We start from the raw sequence: 17,524 nt of genomic DNA, 5'->3' as shown, positions 1-17,524 counted from the left end.
GGCCCCTCGAAACTCAGCCTCCTGGCACCGCGACTTCACTGGCCCGATTGAAATCACCGATCGCTTCGACCAGATCGGTCACCGCCGCGCGCTCGATCTCGGTGAGGTCCGGATTCCAGCTGTCCAGGATCATCACCACGCGTGTACGGTCGCTTCGGTTCCACGCTTCGTGCTCGAAGGTGTCGTCGAAGGAGACGCATTGCCCCTCCTTCCACTCGTGGAGTTCGCCACCCACGTTGATCGCGCAATCGGACGGAACGATCAGCGGAAGATGCGTAACCAGGCGCGTGTTGGTAACGCCACGGTGCGGCAGGATGTGGGTGCCAGGCCGCAGCACCGAGAACAACGTTTCGGGCGCGTGATCGCGAATACGTACGAGCGGCAGGTCGTCGAGCAGCGCGGTCGTACGCGGGCAGCGTGTGCAGTTGTCGTCGTAGCGCGTGCCATGTCGGTAGAAAAAGAACGCATCCCACGCCGCCGCCTGCTGGCTGGATGAGCGCAGATAACCTTCAGCCGCATCGGGGGAGGTGAATTTCATGAACGGCTCCAGGCTCTCGTCCTGGGCCAGCACCGCCAGCAGTTCTTCGCGAATGACCTCGGTGGCCTCTTCCAGCCGGGCCTGCCAGGGAAACCGACTGGTCGGGTAATAGGGCTGGCTCGGAACACCCGGAAAATAGAGGAACTTGGGCTTTTGCCTCGGATCGGGCAAATGCTTCGGCTGCTCGCCAAGATAGATCGCCAGGCATTGTTCGACGCGTGACAGCTCCGCACGTCCATAACGCTCGCGCAAAGGCGCAAGCACGCGATCGAACAGCTGATGGCGCCCCGCATCGACGTAGCGCATGGCGTACTTGACCATGTCGCGCAGCCCCGGTGCGGTCGTGTCGTCGCTCAGCCAGCGGCCCTGCGCCTGCGCCGAGTTCACTGCGCCAAAGTAAGCCAGCAGTGCCTGATGCGTCTCGCCCAACTGCTCCAGTGCGATGCCCAGGCGCAGCCGTGCCACGAACATGTCCTGCGTGAGGTCGACGCATCGGCGCAGGTTGGTCGCGGCGCCGCGCCACTCGCCCGCCGCCATCTGGGCAACGCCAAGCTGGTGGAGGATGTTGGCGTCGTCGGGGCGGATACGGTCCGCCGCCAGCAGCATCGCTATCGCCTGCAGCGATTCCCCTCGCGCCAGGCGCCGGCTCGCCACGAACTGCAGGGCCTCCACATCGTCAGGAACGACTTCGAGCAGCCGCCCGAAGTACTGCTCGGCCAGCAGCAGATTGCCCTGACGCAACCCTTGATGGGCCTGCTCGCGCAGGGCCCTGGAACCGCCTTGAAACTCCGTACTCATCGCTCCCCCGATACAACCTGACCCCCGCCCGGCAACGGGATGATCCGTGGCCTGGGCACTGGAACTGGCGGCACATCGGCAAGGCACCCAACCTCGCGATGTTTCCCCTGCCGCCGCGCTAGGCGTCTCCGCCAGCGCCAAACAACTCCGTCAATTCAGGCAACCACTCCCCGTAGCTGCGCCAGCGACCGACGGACCGATGATAGATCGGTTGCCGTGCCTGCCACATGCTCGCGGTGGCAATGGCTCCACCCGTGTGCGCATGTGTCGCGGAGGCCTCTCCGGCCAGGCCGAGAAATGCCCCCGCATCCGCCAGCGTCCCTTCGGAGTCGCCCACCATCCGCTCGTAGGCGACCACATGGACAGGCAGGCCACGCGCCTCCATCCAATGTTTCATCAGGCGATCGCAGCCATCCGCGTAACTGGCAATATCCGCGAAATCGTAGGCGTAGTCATTGTCCGCGTGACCGAAATACTGGCTGTAGATCGACAGCGCATTGTCGCGGGGATCACGCCGGCAGTAGATGACCCGGGCCTCCGGGAACAACCGTTGGATCAGGCCCACGTAGCGGAAATTCAGCGGATGCTTGTCGATATACCAGCGTGCCGGCGTGTCGTCCTGGCGAAGGTGGGTCAGGTAGATCTGGCGAGCCTGCATGCACGCCCGCGGGTCGTTGAGCAGTCCCTGCGCCTTGAGCTGCCCGGCCAGATAGGCCATGAACGGCATCTCGCCCCGGTTGCGCACGTCGGCGTGCCGGCCCAGGCGATCGGCCAGCAGCGTGGTGCCACTGCGCACCATGCCCACGACAAACACAGGGATGCAGCCGGACGGCTCGGTGAGGGCGCCGCCGTGCGGTTCCTGCATCTGCGATGTGACGAAGCGCTCCCATACGTCACGCGACCAGCTGATGCCGCTTTTAACAAGCCCGTTGGCTTCCCGGAACATCCCGGCGGCGCGCTGAGTGTCCCCGATATCGTCGCAAGCCTTTCCCAGCGCAAAACAGACGGCGGCCCGTGCACGCGGCGACAGGCGCGAATCGCGAGCGTGCGCTTCGAACAAGGCGAAGTCCGGATGGTTCGGGTCGGTATAGCGCTGCGTGGTGGACAACGCATGAAGCAGGAACCACTGATTGAGATCGATACCGCCGTGGATGGCCGCGAGATAGCGTTCCCTGGCCGAATCGAACCGACCCAATTCGTGATCGACGCTGCCTGCCAGGGCGAGCAGGCGCAGATGCCCCGGCGACAATGCGAGTTGCCGGTCGCACAGCTCCGCGGCCAGCGCATGGCGCCCGCTCTCCTTGATGAACATCGCGCAATCAAAGACCCGGTCGGGTTGGCCAAGGGACGCGATGCCCGCCGCGTGCATCACCGCCGCCGCCGCCTCCAACCGTCCCTGCTGCCGCAGCTGTTGCGCCACAGACAGCGCCTGCGCGGGATCGCCGTGGAATGCGGGCGCCTGCCCCACCGGCGTGGAACCACTCATCGCCACCTCACCTCACGCCGACCGGCACGCATCGCCCACCCGTGGGCATCATAGCCCGCGCCCCTGGATCGACGACTCCGGGAACATCAGGTAAGTGGAAAGGATGTACTTGTCGCTCGACAGTGGCGGCAGGCCCGCGTGCTGGTACATCCAGTACGGCGGGAATACCAGCAACCTTCCCGCCCGGGCCTGCACCGAGACGCCCAGATCGCAGAACTCGGTTTCCCCGCCCTGTTCCACGTCGTTGAGGTACCAGAGAAACACGAGGTAGCGGCTCGCCACTTCGCCCAGCGAATCGAAATGCGGCTGGAAGCCATCGCCGGAACCGGCGATATAACGCTTGATGCGCAACGGTGCGAGCACCGGGGACGACGGCACCTCGATGGTGAGTCGCAGGCTGCGGTTGTAGCGCGTGAGGTACTCATCGATCTGCCGGTAGAAGAATCCCTTGAACGCGTCATCCGCCAGCGGCGTGAGATCCAGCTCGGTCCAGGCACTGCCTTCCAGCCCCGCGCGCCACCCCTTGCTGCGTACCTGCTGGTGCGCGACGGATTGGTGGAACGACGCAATCAGCTGCTGGCAAAAGGCCGCCGGCAACGCCTCGTCGAAATACTGGATGTAGCTACGCACATCAAGACGATCACGCTGCACGGGTTCAGAACTCATAACCCCAAAGCTCCACCACTTCAGCCAAGGTAGGACGCAACGCTTCAAAAGCATCGGCATAGCGCTTCCAGCGACCCACTGCGCGCTTGTTGGGCGGCTGCGTCACCTGCGAATAGCTCGGCGTACTGATGAAGCCTTTCTGCTGCGCGTGCTCATGGAAACGGAGCAACGGCGTGGCGTCCTCGACGCCGATGAAATCGCCGATGCGCTTTACCATCGTTTCGAAATCGTCGAGGAGATCCTCGTAGCGCAGGCGCAGCACAGGCGGCTTGAGCAAGGCCTCGTGGTGCACCCAGAACCGCATGGCATTCACATAGCCACGCGCGAGCCGGTCAAGCGAGGAGCAGAGCACCTGGAAGCCGGGCGAGCGGAAGTTCTGCATATAGCAACTGAGGATCACATCGCACGGATGCCGCAAGGCGAGGATGACTGGTGCCTTCGGGAATAGTCGCACGATCAACGGCAGATGCAGCAAGTTGAGCGGATTCTTGTCGACGATGCGTTGCCCGGGGGCCAGTGTGACGGCACGCGATACCAGTTGCCAATAATATCGCCGCAGCTCGTCAACATCGTCTTCGCTCAGCTTCCACAGGTGCTCCGGATAGAGCACACCGTGCTGCTGAAGCCGTTCGGCGACGGCCTGCATGAACGGGCGCTCGTCCATCGAGGCCAGGCCCGGATGCGCATCGAGCATCTGCTCGAGCATGGTCGTGCCGGAGCGCGGGAAGCCCACGACAAACACCGGGGACGTCGCAACATCTCCGGCCTGTCGCCAGGAATCGTTCTCACCGAGATCCGTCGCCTCCACGCGCAACATCGACGGTGCGAGCGGTTCAACGCCAGGCGCCAGCAGATCGGGAACCAACTGAGCGGCATTTTCCAACTGAACGGCATGTGCCTCGGCGAGCGCCCGAAGTGCGGCGGCAGTGTCTCCCGCCTTGTCGCAGGCCTTGGCAATACCGAAATAGAGATTGCTGCGGTGCTTGCGCTCACGCGTCTGCGCAATCAGACCCTCGAGCAGATCGCGCGTCATTGCCGGGTCGTGACCTCGTTGTGCCATCACACCTCTCGCGGCAATCACCTCGTATCGATCAACTTCGTCGGCAAGTGATTCCGGATCCGGCAACAACGCGAGCAAATCACGCGCTTCCTCAAGACGATTCACCCGTTCATACAAGTGGATCAGGCGGGCAATGGTACGCGGACGCTGCCCAGACGTATCCAGGGTTTCGTTTAGCAGGCGCTCCGCTTCGGATGCTCGCCCGAGCTGGGCGAAAACCCATGCCAGATCGACACGCAGATCCTCTGTCAGGGGCGGCCAGTGCTCCCAGCCAGCCAGCAACTCCTCCACACCCAGCGTGTCGCCGCACTCATAGCAGGCCATTACCGCATAGATACGGACGCTCATCTGGTCCGGCTGCCGCAAGGTCGCCTCGGTCAATAGCGAACGCGCGCGCACGTATTCACCGCGCTCCATGTACAGCAGGCCGAGGTTACCCTGCACGATGCAGTCCTCGGGGTTGATGCGAAGCGCGATCAGGTAAGCGCGCTCCGCCTCCTCCAGCCCCCCGGCATCCCTCAACATGGTCGCCAGATTGCTCCAGTGACCACCATCGTGGGGGTAGCGCTCAGTCAGCTCCCGATAGCAACCTAATGCCTCCGCAGGGCGATGCAGAAGCTGCAGCACATAGGCCAGCCACTCGAGTGCAGGTTCCGACTGAGGCTGCTTCCGCAGCAGTTCCCGGCACGCCCGTTCGGCCTCAGCCAACGCACCTTCACGCACTGCCGAAGAAATGAATTCAATGCTCGCTTGCATTACGACTCATGCCGGTAAATGAAAAAAAACCGCGCGGCTCACACCGCGCGGTTTCGTTATCGGCGAACTGCCCGATGTCGATCAGAACTTCACGGTCACGCGAGCCCAGAAGTAGCGGCCGATGGTGTCGTAGGTGTTCACGTCCGTGTTCGCATTGAGCACGTTGTTCTGATAGAACAGCGGCGGCTGCTTGTCGAACGCGTTGTCCACACCGACGTCCACGCGGGTGTTGTACTGAGCGATGTTATAACCGAACTGGAAGTTGTTGTACGTCACCGACGGGATGTTCAGCACCACGTTCGGGAACGACGCGTCAGCACTGAAGTTCTCGGACGGATTCAGCGAACCCACCTTGACCTTGCCGATGTAACGCATCGTCCAAGAGGCCGACCACGCACCACCCGTCCAGTTCAAGCCACCCAGTGCACGCCAGCGGGTGTAGTTGCCGTAACCCTGGTTGTACACGCCGGCCAAGTGGTTGGTCACATCGCCAGCCTGACCCGGAGCCGTATCGTTGTCATAACGGATCAGGTAGGTCGTATCCAGGCTCAGCGCGAAGTCACCAACGTTGGTGCCTGCCACGTCGAAGTGCGGAATACGGTACTTGCCGCTGAAGTCGATACCCTTGGCACTCAGCGTGCCGAGGTTCTCGGTGGGCTCGTTGATGTAGTTGATCTGACCGTTGTTGAAGCGGTGGATGTAGTTACACAGCGGGCTCGCGTCGTTGGCATAGCACAGGGAACCGATGAGGTTCGCGCTGAGGTTCGTGATGGTGTCGTTCAGATTGACGCGNCACACATCCGCACTGACCGACAGGCCAGGTGCCCAGCTCGGGTCATACACTGCACCGAAGTCGTAGGTATGACCGTATTCCGGCTTCAGCGGGTAGCCCACCGCAACCGAACCCGACGGAGCACCCGTGGTCTGCGAGAGACCCGAACCCTTGAACGAACCATCCGTCGGAACGTTGGCGCAAGCGTTCGGATGGCCACCGGTGTAACCGATACAGGGATCAGTGAACGGGGGTGCGGAACCACCCGAGCCAGCGTAAAGGTCGGACAGGGTCGGCGCACGGAACACGCCGTCCATGGTACCACGCAGCAGCAGGTCGTCGATCGGACGCCATTCCAGCGCCACCTTGGTGGTGGTCTTGCTACCCACCGAGGAGTAGTCGGAGTAACGCTGACCGACGGTCAGGTTCAGCGACTTGGCGAACGGCTTGTCGGCAAGGATTGGCACCAACGCTTCGTAATAGACTTCCTTCAGGTTGAAGCTACCCGACAGCGGTGTCGAGCAGGCTTCCTGGGAAATCTGGCAGGTACCGCCCGGACCGGAGGTCTGGGCAATGTAGTCGACGCCGTAGTTCTGGTATTCCTTGTCGTAGTCCGCGCCCACGGCGAGCGATACGGCGCCGGCCGGCAGGTTGAACAGTTCGCCGCTGGCATTTGCCTCGGCACGACGCGAGATGATCAGCGTGTTGTAGTACGGGTCGGCCGCATAGTTCTTCAGCGTGGCGATCGTCTGCGGATCGTAAACGTTGAAGATGTTGAGCGGGGTGCAGCCCGTGATCGGGTTTGCAACGGTACCGCAGGTCACAACGCCCGTGGTCGGATCCTTGAACGACGGACCGAGCGCCTGACGCAGGCCGGCGTAGTACACATAGCCAAAGCTGCGCTGTGCCTGGGTGACGTGACCGTAGTTCAGATCGGCGTCCCACTGCCAGGTCGAATCGTTGCCAAAATTGCCGCGCAGGCCAGCGTTGACCTGGTTGGTTTCGGTGGCGTAGTGACCCTCACGCTGGCCCAGGGTGGTGAAGCGCGAGCGGTAGCTTTCGCCCTGGGTGGTGCCGTCCGTGCCGAAATCGACGCCAAACGGGTTGTAGTAGTTGTTCTTCGACACCAGCACGCCATCGGAGAGCGCGTCGAACGGCAGCGGCGCAATCGCGAAATTGGACGTGGTCTTGTTGTAGAAGTAATCCAGGTGGGCCTGGATGCTGTCAGTCACCTGATAGTTGGCCAATGCGAACGCATTGGTGCGCTCCTGTGGCGTCGTGATCAGGTTCTGCTCTTGATAGTTGTACGCATCCGTCCTGGAGTTGTACGGACGATAGTCCCCAACGGTGGTAAGGCCATTGGGCTGGCCGTTGAGGGTGTAGGACCCCTTCGCCAAGCCGGCAGGATTGTTCGCCGGGAGAACGATCTGACCCGAAGGTGTGCGGCTGGAACCGGCGTTGAACACCGAGCCCGACGACAGGTAGGTCGCGTTCTTGGAAAAATCGCGGCGAGCCGACGAAATGCCGTCGAACTTGTTGTAGTCGAGGCCGGCGGTGATGTTGCCCTTCTCGCTGCTGTGGCCAAAGATGGTCGAGAAGCCGCGACGGAAGCCGTCGTTCTGGTCGGACTCACCCACGTTGGCGCTGATTTCGGCGCCCTGGTAGTCCTTGCGCAGGATGAAGTTCACCACGCCGCCGATGGCGTCGGAACCGTAGGTCGCCGAAGCGCCGTCCTTCAGCACTTCCACGCGCTCGACCATGGCGGCCGGGATCGCGTTGATGTCGTTGCGGGCCACGCGGTGGCCGTTCACCAGGATCAACGTACGCTGTGCACCGAGGCCGCGCAGCGACACGGTAGACGCACCGTCACCACCGCCGTTGTTCACCTGCGGGTTGGTCGCCGCACCGGCCACGGCCGGGATTTCCTGCAGCAGGTCGCCGAGCGTGGCCTTACCGCTGGCCTCGATCTGCGAACGATCGATCGTGTGCACCGGGCTAGCGGTCTCGACGTCGACGCGGCGGATGCGCGAACCCGTCACGGTGACGGTTTCGAGCGTCTTCGCCTTCTGGTCCGGAGCCTGCTGGGCTCCTGCCGACTGGTCCTGGGCGTCGACGTTTGCGCTCGTGCCCGCATCCTGGGCGAACACAGCCGTGGACACGCCGCCGAGGGTGAGCACCGCACCCAGAGAAAGCGCCAGATGCACTGACGCAGACAGTTTCTTAACCCCAAACTTCATGAGAACACCCTCCCGTTATTTATTTATGACTGGGTCTGAAAGATTTCCCCGCCTCAAACCCGCGCCCGAGTCACCCAAAATTCCAGGGTAGACCTTGGTCTACAGCGCTACATATTTATCACGCTTTACTTACAGATAGTCAATAAAAGCCAAGCTGCAAGACGTAACCGGCCGCTTATGGCAATCGCAATTAATTACGATTTCTTTCCCGTATTCACACATTCCCCTGACGCCAATGGCTGCGGCCCCGTTTGTTCGACCATCGTGTGAAGATGGTGAAAACACGGTGAAAATAACCTGACACCAAACTTACGATAATCCAGGTTATTGATTTCAAGGGCTAATCGAGCCCCGTTTCGTCTTCGAAACGTAAATGCTTGACGCTGCGTCCGCGGCGACGCACCAGCTTTAATGCCTCAATACCTATACGTATGTGCCGCTCGACGAATTGGCTCGTCACGCTGCGATCACTTAACTCAGTCTTAACGCCCTCGGGAATCATGGGCTGGTCCGAAACCAGCAATAAGGCACCGCAGGGAATTTTGTTGGCGAAACCGGCCGCGAAGATGGTGGCCGTCTCCATATCTATCGCCATGCAGCGGGTTCGGCGCAGGTAATCCTTGAATGCCTCGTCGTGCTCCCATACGCGACGGTTGGTGGTGTACACCGTGCCCGTCCAGTAGTCATAACCGAGGTCGCGAATCATCGTGGAGACGCCGCGCTGCAACTGGAAGGCCGGTAGCGCCGGCACCTCGGGCAGCAAGTAGTCATTGGAAGTGCCTTCGCCGCGAATGGCGGCGATGGGCAGCACCAGGTCACCGATCGCGTTCTTCTTCTTGAGGCCGCCGCACTTGCCGAGGAACAACGCCGCCTTGGGCTCGATGGCGCTCAGCAAGTCCATCACGGTGGCCGCGTTGGGGCTGCCCATGCCGAAGTTGATGAGGGTGATGCCGTCGGCGGTGGCGTTGGGCATGGGCCTGTCGCGGCCCTGCACTTCCACGCCATGCCACTCCGCGAACAGATCGACGTAGTGGCCGAAATTGGTCAGCAGGATGTGCTGGCCAAACTGCTCCAATGGCGTACCGGTATAGCGCGGCAGCCAGTTGGAGACGATCTCCTGTTTGTCCTTCATAAGACCCCTTGGGTCAGCGCAGCGTTTGTTGTCCCGCTGCGCGTTACCGGCGACGCCACGCCGGCAAGATGCCAGATCAGTGCGCGCATCTTACCTGTTGCAAGGGCTGAACATCTGCCCACTGGTCGCGTTGGTACAGGCATGGCGCCTTCCCTCGACGGGAAGTCATGCCGTCCTTGGGCGTGCCCACCGCCCTCGCACCCCTGCGGAAGCTTGCCTTCGCCACCCTGACCCGCGCTGCCGTTACCGCCCTGCCCGCGACCTTGTGCGTGCATGGAGCATGGTCATTACACCTTGCTTATATGGACTGCTATTCCGACTCAACCCGATCGCTCTCCACGGAGCACCCCGGCCGCCCGTACCTTGCGGCGATGTCGGCGCGGGTGAGAGCCGGTGCGTTGTGCGGCAACAGCGCCTTCGCGATCGAAGAACATGCCGCGTCGGGTGAAAAAGTCCTAGGGCATGAGCCAAGTGTCAGGGTCGGCAGTGGCTGGGGCGCGTGCTATGTTGACCGCGTCAAAGAGCTGGGGGGTGACACGATGCGGATGGGGCTGGCCATCGATGCGTCCTGCGATTTGCCGCAGGCGTTCCTGCAAAAGCACAACATTGCGGTGATGCCAATCACCATCAACATCGACGACGAAGTCTTCCTGGACAACCGCAACCAGGTCGAACTGCATCGCTTCCTCGACCGCAACCTGGGCAACCGCAGCCATTCGGCGGAAACCGAACCCTGCTCGATCGAGGAAGTGCAGCAACTGTTCCTCGACAAGCTGGTGCTGGAGCAGGACTGCGTGTTCTGCCTCACCATCACCGCCACGCGCAGCGCCATCAACGACCACGTGATCAAGGCGAGCTTCGCGGTGCTGAAGAACTACCGCGGCGTTCGCGAGCGCAATGGCATCAGCGGCCCGTTCCTGATGCGCGTGATCGATACCCGGAGCCTGTTCGCCGGCTCCGGCCCGGCGATCGTCGAGGCCGCCCGCCTGATCGAGGCCGGCGAAGCGCCTGCGGCCATCCGCGAACGCCTCACCTACATCGCCAACAATTCGTACGGCTACATGCTGCCCCGCGACCTTTACTACCTGCGCGCCCGCGCCAAGAAGAAGGGCGATCGCAGCGTGGGCCTGGTCAGCGCGATGCTCGGCTCGGCGCTGGACATCAAGCCACTGCTGCGCGGCTATCGCGGCGAAACCGGCCCGGTGGGCAAGGTGCGCGGCTTCGAGCATGGCGCCGAGACCTTGTTCAGCTATGTCGCCAAGCGCGTACACGCGGGCTTGCTGGTGCCTGCGGTATGTGTGAGCTACGGCGGCGACCTTGCCGAGCTGTCCAAGCTGCCGGGTTACGACGGCCTGCGCGCAGCCTGCGAGGAATGCGGGGTGGAGCTGATGGAGGCTCCCATGAGCATCACCGGCATGGTCAATGTCGGCGAAGGTGCGGTCACGCTGGGGTTTGCCGCCGAGGAGCACGTCGCCGAGTTCTGAGTGGACGCCTGCCCACGGGAGGCCCTGCATGATCCGCCTGTGCATCCTGGTCCTGCTGCTTTCGTTCGGCACGCCGGCGTTGGCGGGTACCGCGTATCAATGCACCGCGGCAGACGGCAAGGTGGTCTACCAGGACAAGCCGTGCGCCTCGGGCCAACACCAGCAGACCCTGCAGCTCGACGATTCCAAGCCACTGGTCGCGCCACCGGTACCAGCCCCGGAGGAGCCGCCTGCCGATGCTGCCGAGCCGCCACCGCCGCCGCCCGTACCGGTAGCACCACCTCCGGTGATGTACGCCTGCGTCCGCGCCACGGATCGCACCACCTACCTGAGCGAGAACGGCAACCCGGAGCCGTACCAGGTTCCCTACGGCATCATGGGTGGCTCTGGATTGTCGTTGGCACAGGCCTACGGAGCGCCCGGCGGCGCCGGAGCCTCCGCTCCCGAGCTCAGTCGTGGCCGCGTCAGCCCGGCCCTGGTCGGAGGCTACTTCGTGTGGGTGCAGGACCAGTGCCACGAACTGACGCCCGCCGAGACCTGCCGCGCCCTGCGCGACGCCTACGACGAGAACGAGACCAAGTTGCGGCGAGCCTTCAAGAGCGATCGCCCGCCATTGGAAGAACGCGAGGCCACCCTGCTCGCCCAACTGCGCAGCTGCTGAGCGGCGCTGCGCATTTATTGCGCAAAGTCATGCAAGTGTTTGCTGCGCAAGCGTGTCGCCGGGTTGTCCACAGGCTTGCCACCAGGCTTTCCCCAATCGCTGTGGAAAACCACACGCGATGTGATGCGATATTGAGCACGATGATAAAAACACCGGTGCGGCGCGCACTTGCAGCATCTATCCACAGGCTTGTATGGGACAGTCCACATCGCCTGTGGAAAACGACGCGCTGCGCGTCGCCTAGAATCCGTAGTTGAGGAATCCACCGTCCACACCCAGCACCTGCCCGGTGATGTAGCTCGCCGCGGGCAGGCACAGGAAGGCGATGGCGGCCGCCACTTCCTCCGGCTCGCCGATGCGGCGCAGCGGCGTGCGGTCCAGTACTTCATCCAGGTACTCGTCGTTGGCCAGCGCCGGCTCCGAGCGCTGCGTGCGGATGTACCACGGCGCTACCGCGTTGACGCGAATGCCATCGGTGGCCCACTCGACCGCGAGGTTGCGCGTGAGCTGGTGCAGCGCCGCCTTGCTCATCCCGTAAGGCGACCCGGTGCGCACATGGGTGATGCCCGAGACCGAGCCGACGTTGACGATGGCCGCGTTCGCGTGCTGCACGAGCTGCGGATGCGCGAGCCGACACATCTCGAAGGCGGAGAACAGGTTCTGCTCGAAGATCGCGCGGTACTCGTCCTCGCGATAGGCCAGCGTGGGTGCAGGCTGGTTGCCGCCGGCGTTGTTGACCAGCAGCGATAGCGGCGCCCCCAGATCGGCCACCCAGTCAAACACGGCGAGGCGGTCTTCCTGCTCGCTGAGGTCGGCGTCGAAGGCCAGCACCTCGATGCCGGGGAAATCATCCAGCAGCTCCACGCGTACCTGCTCGAGATAGTCGGCATCCCGGGCCACCAGCAGCAGGTTGGCACCCAGGCCCGCCAGCTCGCGTGCCGCGGCGTACCCGATGCCCTTGCTGGCGCCGGTGATCAGCGCGGTGTGTCCCTGCAGTTGCCAGGCGTCGATGCGTGCGTTCATGGGCCGAGCTTAGAGCCTGCATCCCGATCGAGCCAAGCTTGCCGGCGTCGGCCACGCATCCGACACTGTTGCCCACGAGCCACGAGGATCGCCCATGTCACGCCTTGCCCTGCTGATCTGTGTCTGCACCCTCGCGGCCTGCTCGGGCAAGCCGCCCGCGCCCGTATCGCAGCCGGCCTCGGCCAGCACCGCCCGTGTCGCCACCCCGTGGGACGATCTCAAGAAGGACGAGCAGCGCGCCCGCGACGTGCAGAAGACCGTCGACCAGCAGGCCGAGAAGCAGCGTCAGCAGATCGACGCCGCCGAGCAGTAAGCCTGCCCCGCATCTGTGGGAGCGCACCCTGTGCGCGACAGCCGACGGAGCATCACGACCATGGTGCGAAGACCTTTCATTGACGCCCCCTGATATGTCGCGGTCGCGCACCGGGTGCGCTCCCACAATGAATAGCCTCCCTGTTGCCTGCCTCCATTTTGAATTGGACGTCCAGACTGCCAGGGCTTGGCAACGCGGCCCGATGCAGGCATGTTTGAACGCATGAACGTCCCCCACCCTGACGAACTGGCCTCCGTGCCACTGCTGGAGATCGACGGCGCGAGCGTGATGCGCGGCGATCGTCTGATCCTCGACCACTTCAGCCTGCGTATCGATGCAGGCGAACACACCGCGATCCTCGGCGCCAATGGCGCAGGCAAATCGACCCTGGTGCGCCTGATCACGCGCGAGCTGTACCCGCTGGCACGCGGTGATGGCAGTCCATCCATGCACGTGTTCGGGCGTGACCGCTGGCATGTGTCGGAACTGCGTGGCCTGCTCGGCATCGTGTCGCCGTCGCTGCAGGACGACTGCACCAGCGATGCGGCGCTGGAGGTTTCCGAGGCCGTGCTGTCGAGCTTTTTCGCCGCGCGACGACTCGGGCTGGACCATCGTGTCACCGATGCAATGCGCGAACGCGCCGACGAGGCACTGGCCCACGCCGGCGCCACGCACCTGCTGGGCCGGCGCATGGCAAGCCTCTCCACCGGCGAGGCGAGGCGCGTGTTGATTGCACGGGCGCTGGTGCACCGCCCGCGTGCGTTGCTGCTCGACGAGCCTTGCGCTGGCCTCGACATGGCCAGCCGGCGGCGCTTCCTGGAGAGCCTGCGCGGGCTCGCCCGCAGCGGTACGACCCTGCTGCTGGTGACGCATCACATCGAAGAGATCCTGCCCGAGATCGAGCGGGTCGTGCTGCTGCGCGACGGCCACCTGCTGCACCAGGGCGACAAGAACCAGGTGCTCACCGATGCCGCGCTGAGCGAAACATTCGGCATGCCGGTGCGCGTGCAACGGAACGGCGACTACTACAGCGCAGCCGTGGCGTAACCGGCACGACGAATAAAACAAAAGGCCCCGGTTTTCACCGGGGCCTTTGCGTTGCGGATGCCTGCCGCGCTCAGCGCGGCGTGCAGAAGCAGTACGCGTAGACGTTCGGCCGGCCCGACTGCGCCGTGCGCAGCAGCTTCAGCTCCGGCGCCATCGTGTCGATGTGTGCCACCCATGCGGGAAGCTGCAGGCCGTACGACTGCGCCACCCGCACCATCGCACTCTCGTTGAGGTTCACCAGGAACTGCTCGAAGCCGCCCAGCGATTCCTCGACGTAGCGCACCGGGTATGCCTTGCCGAGCTTGGCGCGCGAGGCCGCATCGGCAACCGCGTCGCCGAGCCCGCCCAACTGGTCGACCAGGCCGCGATCGAGTGCCTGCTGGCCGGTCCACACGCGACCCTGCGCAATGGTGTCGATGGCGTCATACGGCTTGCCGCGTGCCTTGGCCACCTGGCCCACGAAATCGCGATAACCCTTTTCGATGGTGGCCTGGATCACCGTGCCCACCTTGGGGTCGAGCGGACGCGTGATGTCGAACGCGCCGGCAAGCGGGCTGGTGCCGACGCCGTCGTTCTTCACGCCTAGCTTGTCCAGCGTGCCCGGCACGGTCATCACCATGCCGAAGATGCCGATGGAACCGGTGATGGTGTTGGGCTGGGCGTAGATGCGATCGGCATTCATCGATATCCAGTAACCACCGCTGGCGGCCACGTTGCCCATCGAAACGATCACCGGGATGCCGGCTTCGCGCGTCAACGCCACTTCGCGACGGATCTGCTCGGCCGCGTACACCTCGCCACCCGGCGAGTTCACGCGCAACACCAGCGCCTTGGTGCGCTTGTCCAGGCGCGCGGCGCGGATCAATGCGGCGGTGGAATCGCCGCCCACCGAACCCTGCGGCTGCTTGCCACCGGAAATCTCGCCCTCGGCCACCACCACCGACACGCCTGGATCAAGGCCGCCGTCGGTGTCAGGCAGGTTGGCGCCATAGCGCTGCAAGGAAATCTGGCGGAAGCCCTCGCTCTTCTTGCCGGCGGGCACGCCTTCCTTGCGCATCATCGCCTCGAGCTCGGCTGGCGTCGCCACGCCATCGACCAGATGCTGTTCCAGCGACAGCTGCCCCAGATCGCCGCGTGCGGCGGCAATCTTGTCCGGCAGGCCGTCGATGTCGGCGCGCAGCGTCGCGGGCTCGATCTTGCGCAGCTTCGCCACCTCGTTGATGTAGCTGTCCCACAGCCCGCCCATCCAGAAGCTGTCCGCTTCCTTGGCCTCGGGCGAGGCGTGATCGAGGATGTACGGCTCGGCGGCACTCTTGAACTGGCCCACGCGGAACAGGTGCACGTCCACGCCGAGCTTGTCGAGCAGGTCCTTGTAGAACAGACGGTAGTTGGCCAGGCCGGTGATCATCACGCCGCCCTGGGGATCGACCAGCACGCGGTCCGCGTGCGCGGCCAGGTAATACTGGCCCTGGTCGTAACTCGGCGCCCACACGATTACCGGCTTGCCGGCCGCGCGGAAGCGGTCCAGCGAGGCGCCCACTTCTCGCAGCGCCGCGAAACCGCCGCCCTGCAGTTCGCCCGGCTCAAGCAGGATGCGCGTGATGCGCGTGTCCTTCGCCGCCGCGTCAATGGCGCCCACCAGGTCGCGCAGCTGGATCTGCTTGGGCGGATTGCCCGAGAGCTGGGCCAGCAGGCGCTCCATCGGCTCGATGCTGTACTGCTCGACCAGTTCGCCCTTCGGCTTGATCACCAGCACGCTGTCGCTGAGGATCGCGTGCTCGCCGCGGCTGCCCAGGTAGCCGCCCAGCAGCACCAGCAGCACGATGAAAAAGAAGAAGAAGAAGACCAGGTTGAGGATGACCACCCTGACCACGTTGATTCCGCGCCCGAGGGCACAGAGAAAAGCCCAGAAACCGTTGGGGCGGCGCTCCGTCATGCGAAGGTTCCTCAGAATGTCGGTGACAGCGTAGCCGTTCGCGCAGCGCAGGTCATGTAGCGCTGGAGACACAGCAAGCTGACGCCCGCTGTGCCACCGTGGCACCTCGCTGACTTCAGACCGGACGCTGCCAGCGTTCGCGGAAGGCGCTGCGACAGAAGCGGGTAAACAGCAGCACGGCCGCCATGGTCAGGCCGGCTATCAGACCCATCCACATGCCACGCGCGCCCATGCCGTGGCGGAATGCCAGCCACCAGCCCACCGGCATGCCCACGCCCCAGTAGGCGAAGAGGGTGATCACCATCGGCACGCGGGTGTCCTTGAGACCGCGCAGGGCACCGTTGGAGGTGACCTGGATGCCATCGGAGAACTGGAAGAAGCCGGCCAGCAGCATCAGCTGCGCCGCCAGCGCGATCACCGCCGCGTCGTGCGTATACATGCTGGCCAGCAGGTGCGGAATGCCCAGCATCAGCGAGGACGACACGGTCTGCACGCACAGCGCCAACCCGATGCCGCACAGGCCGGCGTAGCGCACGCCGCGTGCATCGCCGCGGCCCACCGCATTGCCCACGCGCACCGTGATCGCCATCGACAGCCCCAGCGGGACCATGAAGGCGACGGTCGCCACGCTCAGCGCCACCTGATGGCTCGCCACCACCGTCTCGCCCAACGTCGCGATGGCGAGTGCCACCGCCACGAACAGGCCACCTTCGGCCAGCAGGGTCACCGCCATCGGGCCACCAATTTTCAAAAGATCCAGCAGCATCTTCGGCTTGGGCCAGGACAGGCCCTCGCGCAGGCCAAGGTCGCGATACGCCGGGTGCTTGGCAACGTAGAGCGCAAAGCCCGCCATCTCCAGCCACAGTACGGCGGCAGTGGCGATGCCGCTGCCCAACGAGCCCAATGCCGGCAGGCCGAACTTGCCGTACATCAGCACGTAACCCAGTGGCGCCAGCACCAACAGGCCGCCAAAGCTGAAGTACATCGAGGGCCGCGTCATCGACAGACCCTCGGACAGGCCACGCAGCGCGAAGTAGCTGGTCAACGCGGGGCCGGCCCAGCTGATCGCATGCAGGAAGTGCATCACGTCGATGCGCAGCGTCGGTACGACGCCGATCCAGTCCAGCATCGGGGTGGCATTGCGCACCAGGAACCACATCACGATGCCCATGGCCCACGCCAACCACAGCGCCTGCACGAATACCGCGCCCACTTCATGGCGGCGGCCGGCACCATCGAGCTGCGCCACCGACGGCGGCACGGCCATCATCATGCCGAGCCCGCTCACCAGCGCCAGCGCCCAGATGCTCACCGCCGTGGTGACGGCCGCCTGCACGTGCGCATTCAGGTGCCCGGCGAGCACGGCATCGACGAAGTTCGGGCCCACCGCAGCCAGCTGCGCGGCAATCAGCGGTAGGGCAAGGCGCACCGTGGCGCCAACCTCGTGCGCCACCCTGGCGCGATCGGGGCGGAAAGAAAACATGGGAATACTCCTGGGTCCGGCATTCTAGCGCACCGGCGTACGGAGCCTTCCGACGGCACCAGGCGCAGGGTCCCGACGGGCCATGCCTATGTCACCCGCTTGTGCCAAGATCGCGGGCTGATTGAGTCGGGG

Annotated in this window: 13 protein-coding genes; 4 read left to right on the top strand and 9 right to left on the bottom strand. The window is 64.1% G+C overall.

The annotated features are described in order from the left end of the window. Positions 1-13: 13 nt before the first annotated feature. From EPB08_RS02645 to EPB08_RS02620, 6 genes are all read right to left on the bottom strand, one after another. Positions 14-1,336 carry an aspartyl/asparaginyl beta-hydroxylase domain-containing protein gene (locus EPB08_RS02645; RefSeq protein WP_130617499.1) on the bottom strand — a complete coding sequence of 441 codons (1,323 nt, stop codon included), beginning with the start codon at positions 1,334-1,336 and terminating at the stop codon, positions 14-16. A gap of 118 nt (positions 1,337-1,454) precedes the next feature. Next, positions 1,455-2,822, bottom strand: coding sequence for a tetratricopeptide repeat-containing sulfotransferase family protein (locus tag EPB08_RS02640; protein WP_130617498.1), 1,368 nt, complete (start codon positions 2,820-2,822; stop codon positions 1,455-1,457). Positions 2,823-2,870: 48 nt separating this feature from the next. Further along, positions 2,871-3,488 (bottom strand): 2OG-Fe(II) oxygenase, encoded by a 618-nt coding sequence (locus EPB08_RS02635; protein ID WP_130617497.1) that lies wholly within the window; start codon positions 3,486-3,488, stop codon positions 2,871-2,873. Next, positions 3,478-5,304, bottom strand: a complete 1,827-nt coding sequence (locus EPB08_RS02630) for a sulfotransferase family protein (RefSeq protein ID WP_130617496.1) — start codon at positions 5,302-5,304, stop codon at positions 3,478-3,480. The genes EPB08_RS02635 and EPB08_RS02630 overlap by 11 nt, the downstream gene beginning before the upstream one ends. Positions 5,305-5,385: 81 nt before the next feature. After that, positions 5,386-8,313, bottom strand: coding sequence for a TonB-dependent receptor domain-containing protein (locus EPB08_RS02625; protein ID WP_130617495.1), 2,928 nt, complete (start codon positions 8,311-8,313; stop codon positions 5,386-5,388). Between the two features lie 340 nt (positions 8,314-8,653). Continuing rightward, entirely contained in the window at positions 8,654-9,445 is a 792-nt protein-coding gene (locus EPB08_RS02620) for an AMP nucleosidase (RefSeq protein ID WP_130617494.1), read from the bottom strand. A gap of 539 nt (positions 9,446-9,984) precedes the next feature. On the opposite strand from EPB08_RS02620, the gene EPB08_RS02615 reads away from it, so the two are divergent. Both EPB08_RS02615 and EPB08_RS02610 read left to right on the top strand, forming a co-directional pair. Further along, entirely contained in the window at positions 9,985-10,929 is a 945-nt protein-coding gene (locus EPB08_RS02615) for a DegV family protein (protein WP_205746257.1), read from the top strand. Positions 10,930-10,957: 28 nt separating this feature from the next. Continuing rightward, on the top strand, positions 10,958-11,590 hold the full coding sequence (locus tag EPB08_RS02610) for a DUF4124 domain-containing protein (RefSeq protein ID WP_130617493.1): 633 nt from the start codon (positions 10,958-10,960) through the stop codon (positions 11,588-11,590). Positions 11,591-11,830: 240 nt separating this feature from the next. Here EPB08_RS02610 and EPB08_RS02605 read toward each other — a convergent pair whose 3' ends face one another. Then, positions 11,831-12,613: an SDR family oxidoreductase gene (locus EPB08_RS02605; RefSeq protein ID WP_130617492.1), complete on the bottom strand. Its 783-nt coding sequence runs from the start codon at positions 12,611-12,613 to the stop codon at positions 11,831-11,833. 94 nt (positions 12,614-12,707) lie between these two features. Here EPB08_RS02605 and EPB08_RS02600 point away from each other — a divergent pair, with 94 nt between their 5' ends. Both EPB08_RS02600 and EPB08_RS02595 read left to right on the top strand, forming a co-directional pair. Further along, entirely contained in the window at positions 12,708-12,926 is a 219-nt protein-coding gene (locus tag EPB08_RS02600; RefSeq protein WP_130617491.1) for a hypothetical protein, read from the top strand. A 222-nt stretch (positions 12,927-13,148) separates the two neighbouring features. After that, positions 13,149-13,973 carry an ABC transporter ATP-binding protein gene (locus EPB08_RS02595; RefSeq protein ID WP_130617490.1) on the top strand — a complete coding sequence of 275 codons (825 nt, stop codon included), beginning with the start codon at positions 13,149-13,151 and terminating at the stop codon, positions 13,971-13,973. A gap of 70 nt (positions 13,974-14,043) precedes the next feature. On the opposite strand, the gene sppA is transcribed toward EPB08_RS02595, so the two are convergent. Both sppA and EPB08_RS02585 read right to left on the bottom strand, forming a co-directional pair. Beyond that, on the bottom strand, positions 14,044-15,909 hold the full coding sequence (gene sppA / locus EPB08_RS02590) for a signal peptide peptidase SppA (RefSeq protein WP_130617489.1): 1,866 nt from the start codon (positions 15,907-15,909) through the stop codon (positions 14,044-14,046). Positions 15,910-16,024: 115 nt separating this feature from the next. Next, positions 16,025-17,392: an MATE family efflux transporter gene (locus EPB08_RS02585; protein WP_130617488.1), complete on the bottom strand. Its 1,368-nt coding sequence runs from the start codon at positions 17,390-17,392 to the stop codon at positions 16,025-16,027. Positions 17,393-17,524: the final 132 nt, after the last annotated feature.

Origin of the sequence: Dyella amyloliquefaciens, from assembly GCF_004296575.1 — a bacterium.
In the GTDB taxonomy this organism is placed as follows: domain Bacteria; phylum Pseudomonadota; class Gammaproteobacteria; order Xanthomonadales; family Rhodanobacteraceae; genus Dyella; species Dyella amyloliquefaciens.
This window is presented reverse-complemented; position numbering and strand designations above follow the sequence as displayed.

Coding starts and splice junctions, on each gene's coding strand:
- EPB08_RS02605 (WP_130617492.1), bottom strand. CDS start 12,613: ATGAACGCACGCATCGACGCCTGGCAACTGCAGGGACACACCGCGCTG.
- EPB08_RS02615 (WP_205746257.1), top strand. CDS start 9,985: ATGCGGATGGGGCTGGCCATCGATGCGTCCTGCGATTTGCCGCAGGCG.
- EPB08_RS02600 (WP_130617491.1), top strand. CDS start 12,708: ATGTCACGCCTTGCCCTGCTGATCTGTGTCTGCACCCTCGCGGCCTGC.
- sppA (WP_130617489.1), bottom strand. CDS start 15,909: ATGACGGAGCGCCGCCCCAACGGTTTCTGGGCTTTTCTCTGTGCCCTC.
- EPB08_RS02620 (WP_130617494.1), bottom strand. CDS start 9,445: ATGAAGGACAAACAGGAGATCGTCTCCAACTGGCTGCCGCGCTATACC.
- EPB08_RS02610 (WP_130617493.1), top strand. CDS start 10,958: ATGATCCGCCTGTGCATCCTGGTCCTGCTGCTTTCGTTCGGCACGCCG.
- EPB08_RS02595 (WP_130617490.1), top strand. CDS start 13,149: ATGAACGTCCCCCACCCTGACGAACTGGCCTCCGTGCCACTGCTGGAG.
- EPB08_RS02635 (WP_130617497.1), bottom strand. CDS start 3,488: ATGAGTTCTGAACCCGTGCAGCGTGATCGTCTTGATGTGCGTAGCTAC.
- EPB08_RS02640 (WP_130617498.1), bottom strand. CDS start 2,822: ATGAGTGGTTCCACGCCGGTGGGGCAGGCGCCCGCATTCCACGGCGAT.
- EPB08_RS02585 (WP_130617488.1), bottom strand. CDS start 17,392: ATGTTTTCTTTCCGCCCCGATCGCGCCAGGGTGGCGCACGAGGTTGGC.
- EPB08_RS02645 (WP_130617499.1), bottom strand. CDS start 1,336: ATGAGTACGGAGTTTCAAGGCGGTTCCAGGGCCCTGCGCGAGCAGGCC.
- EPB08_RS02630 (WP_130617496.1), bottom strand. CDS start 5,304: ATGCAAGCGAGCATTGAATTCATTTCTTCGGCAGTGCGTGAAGGTGCG.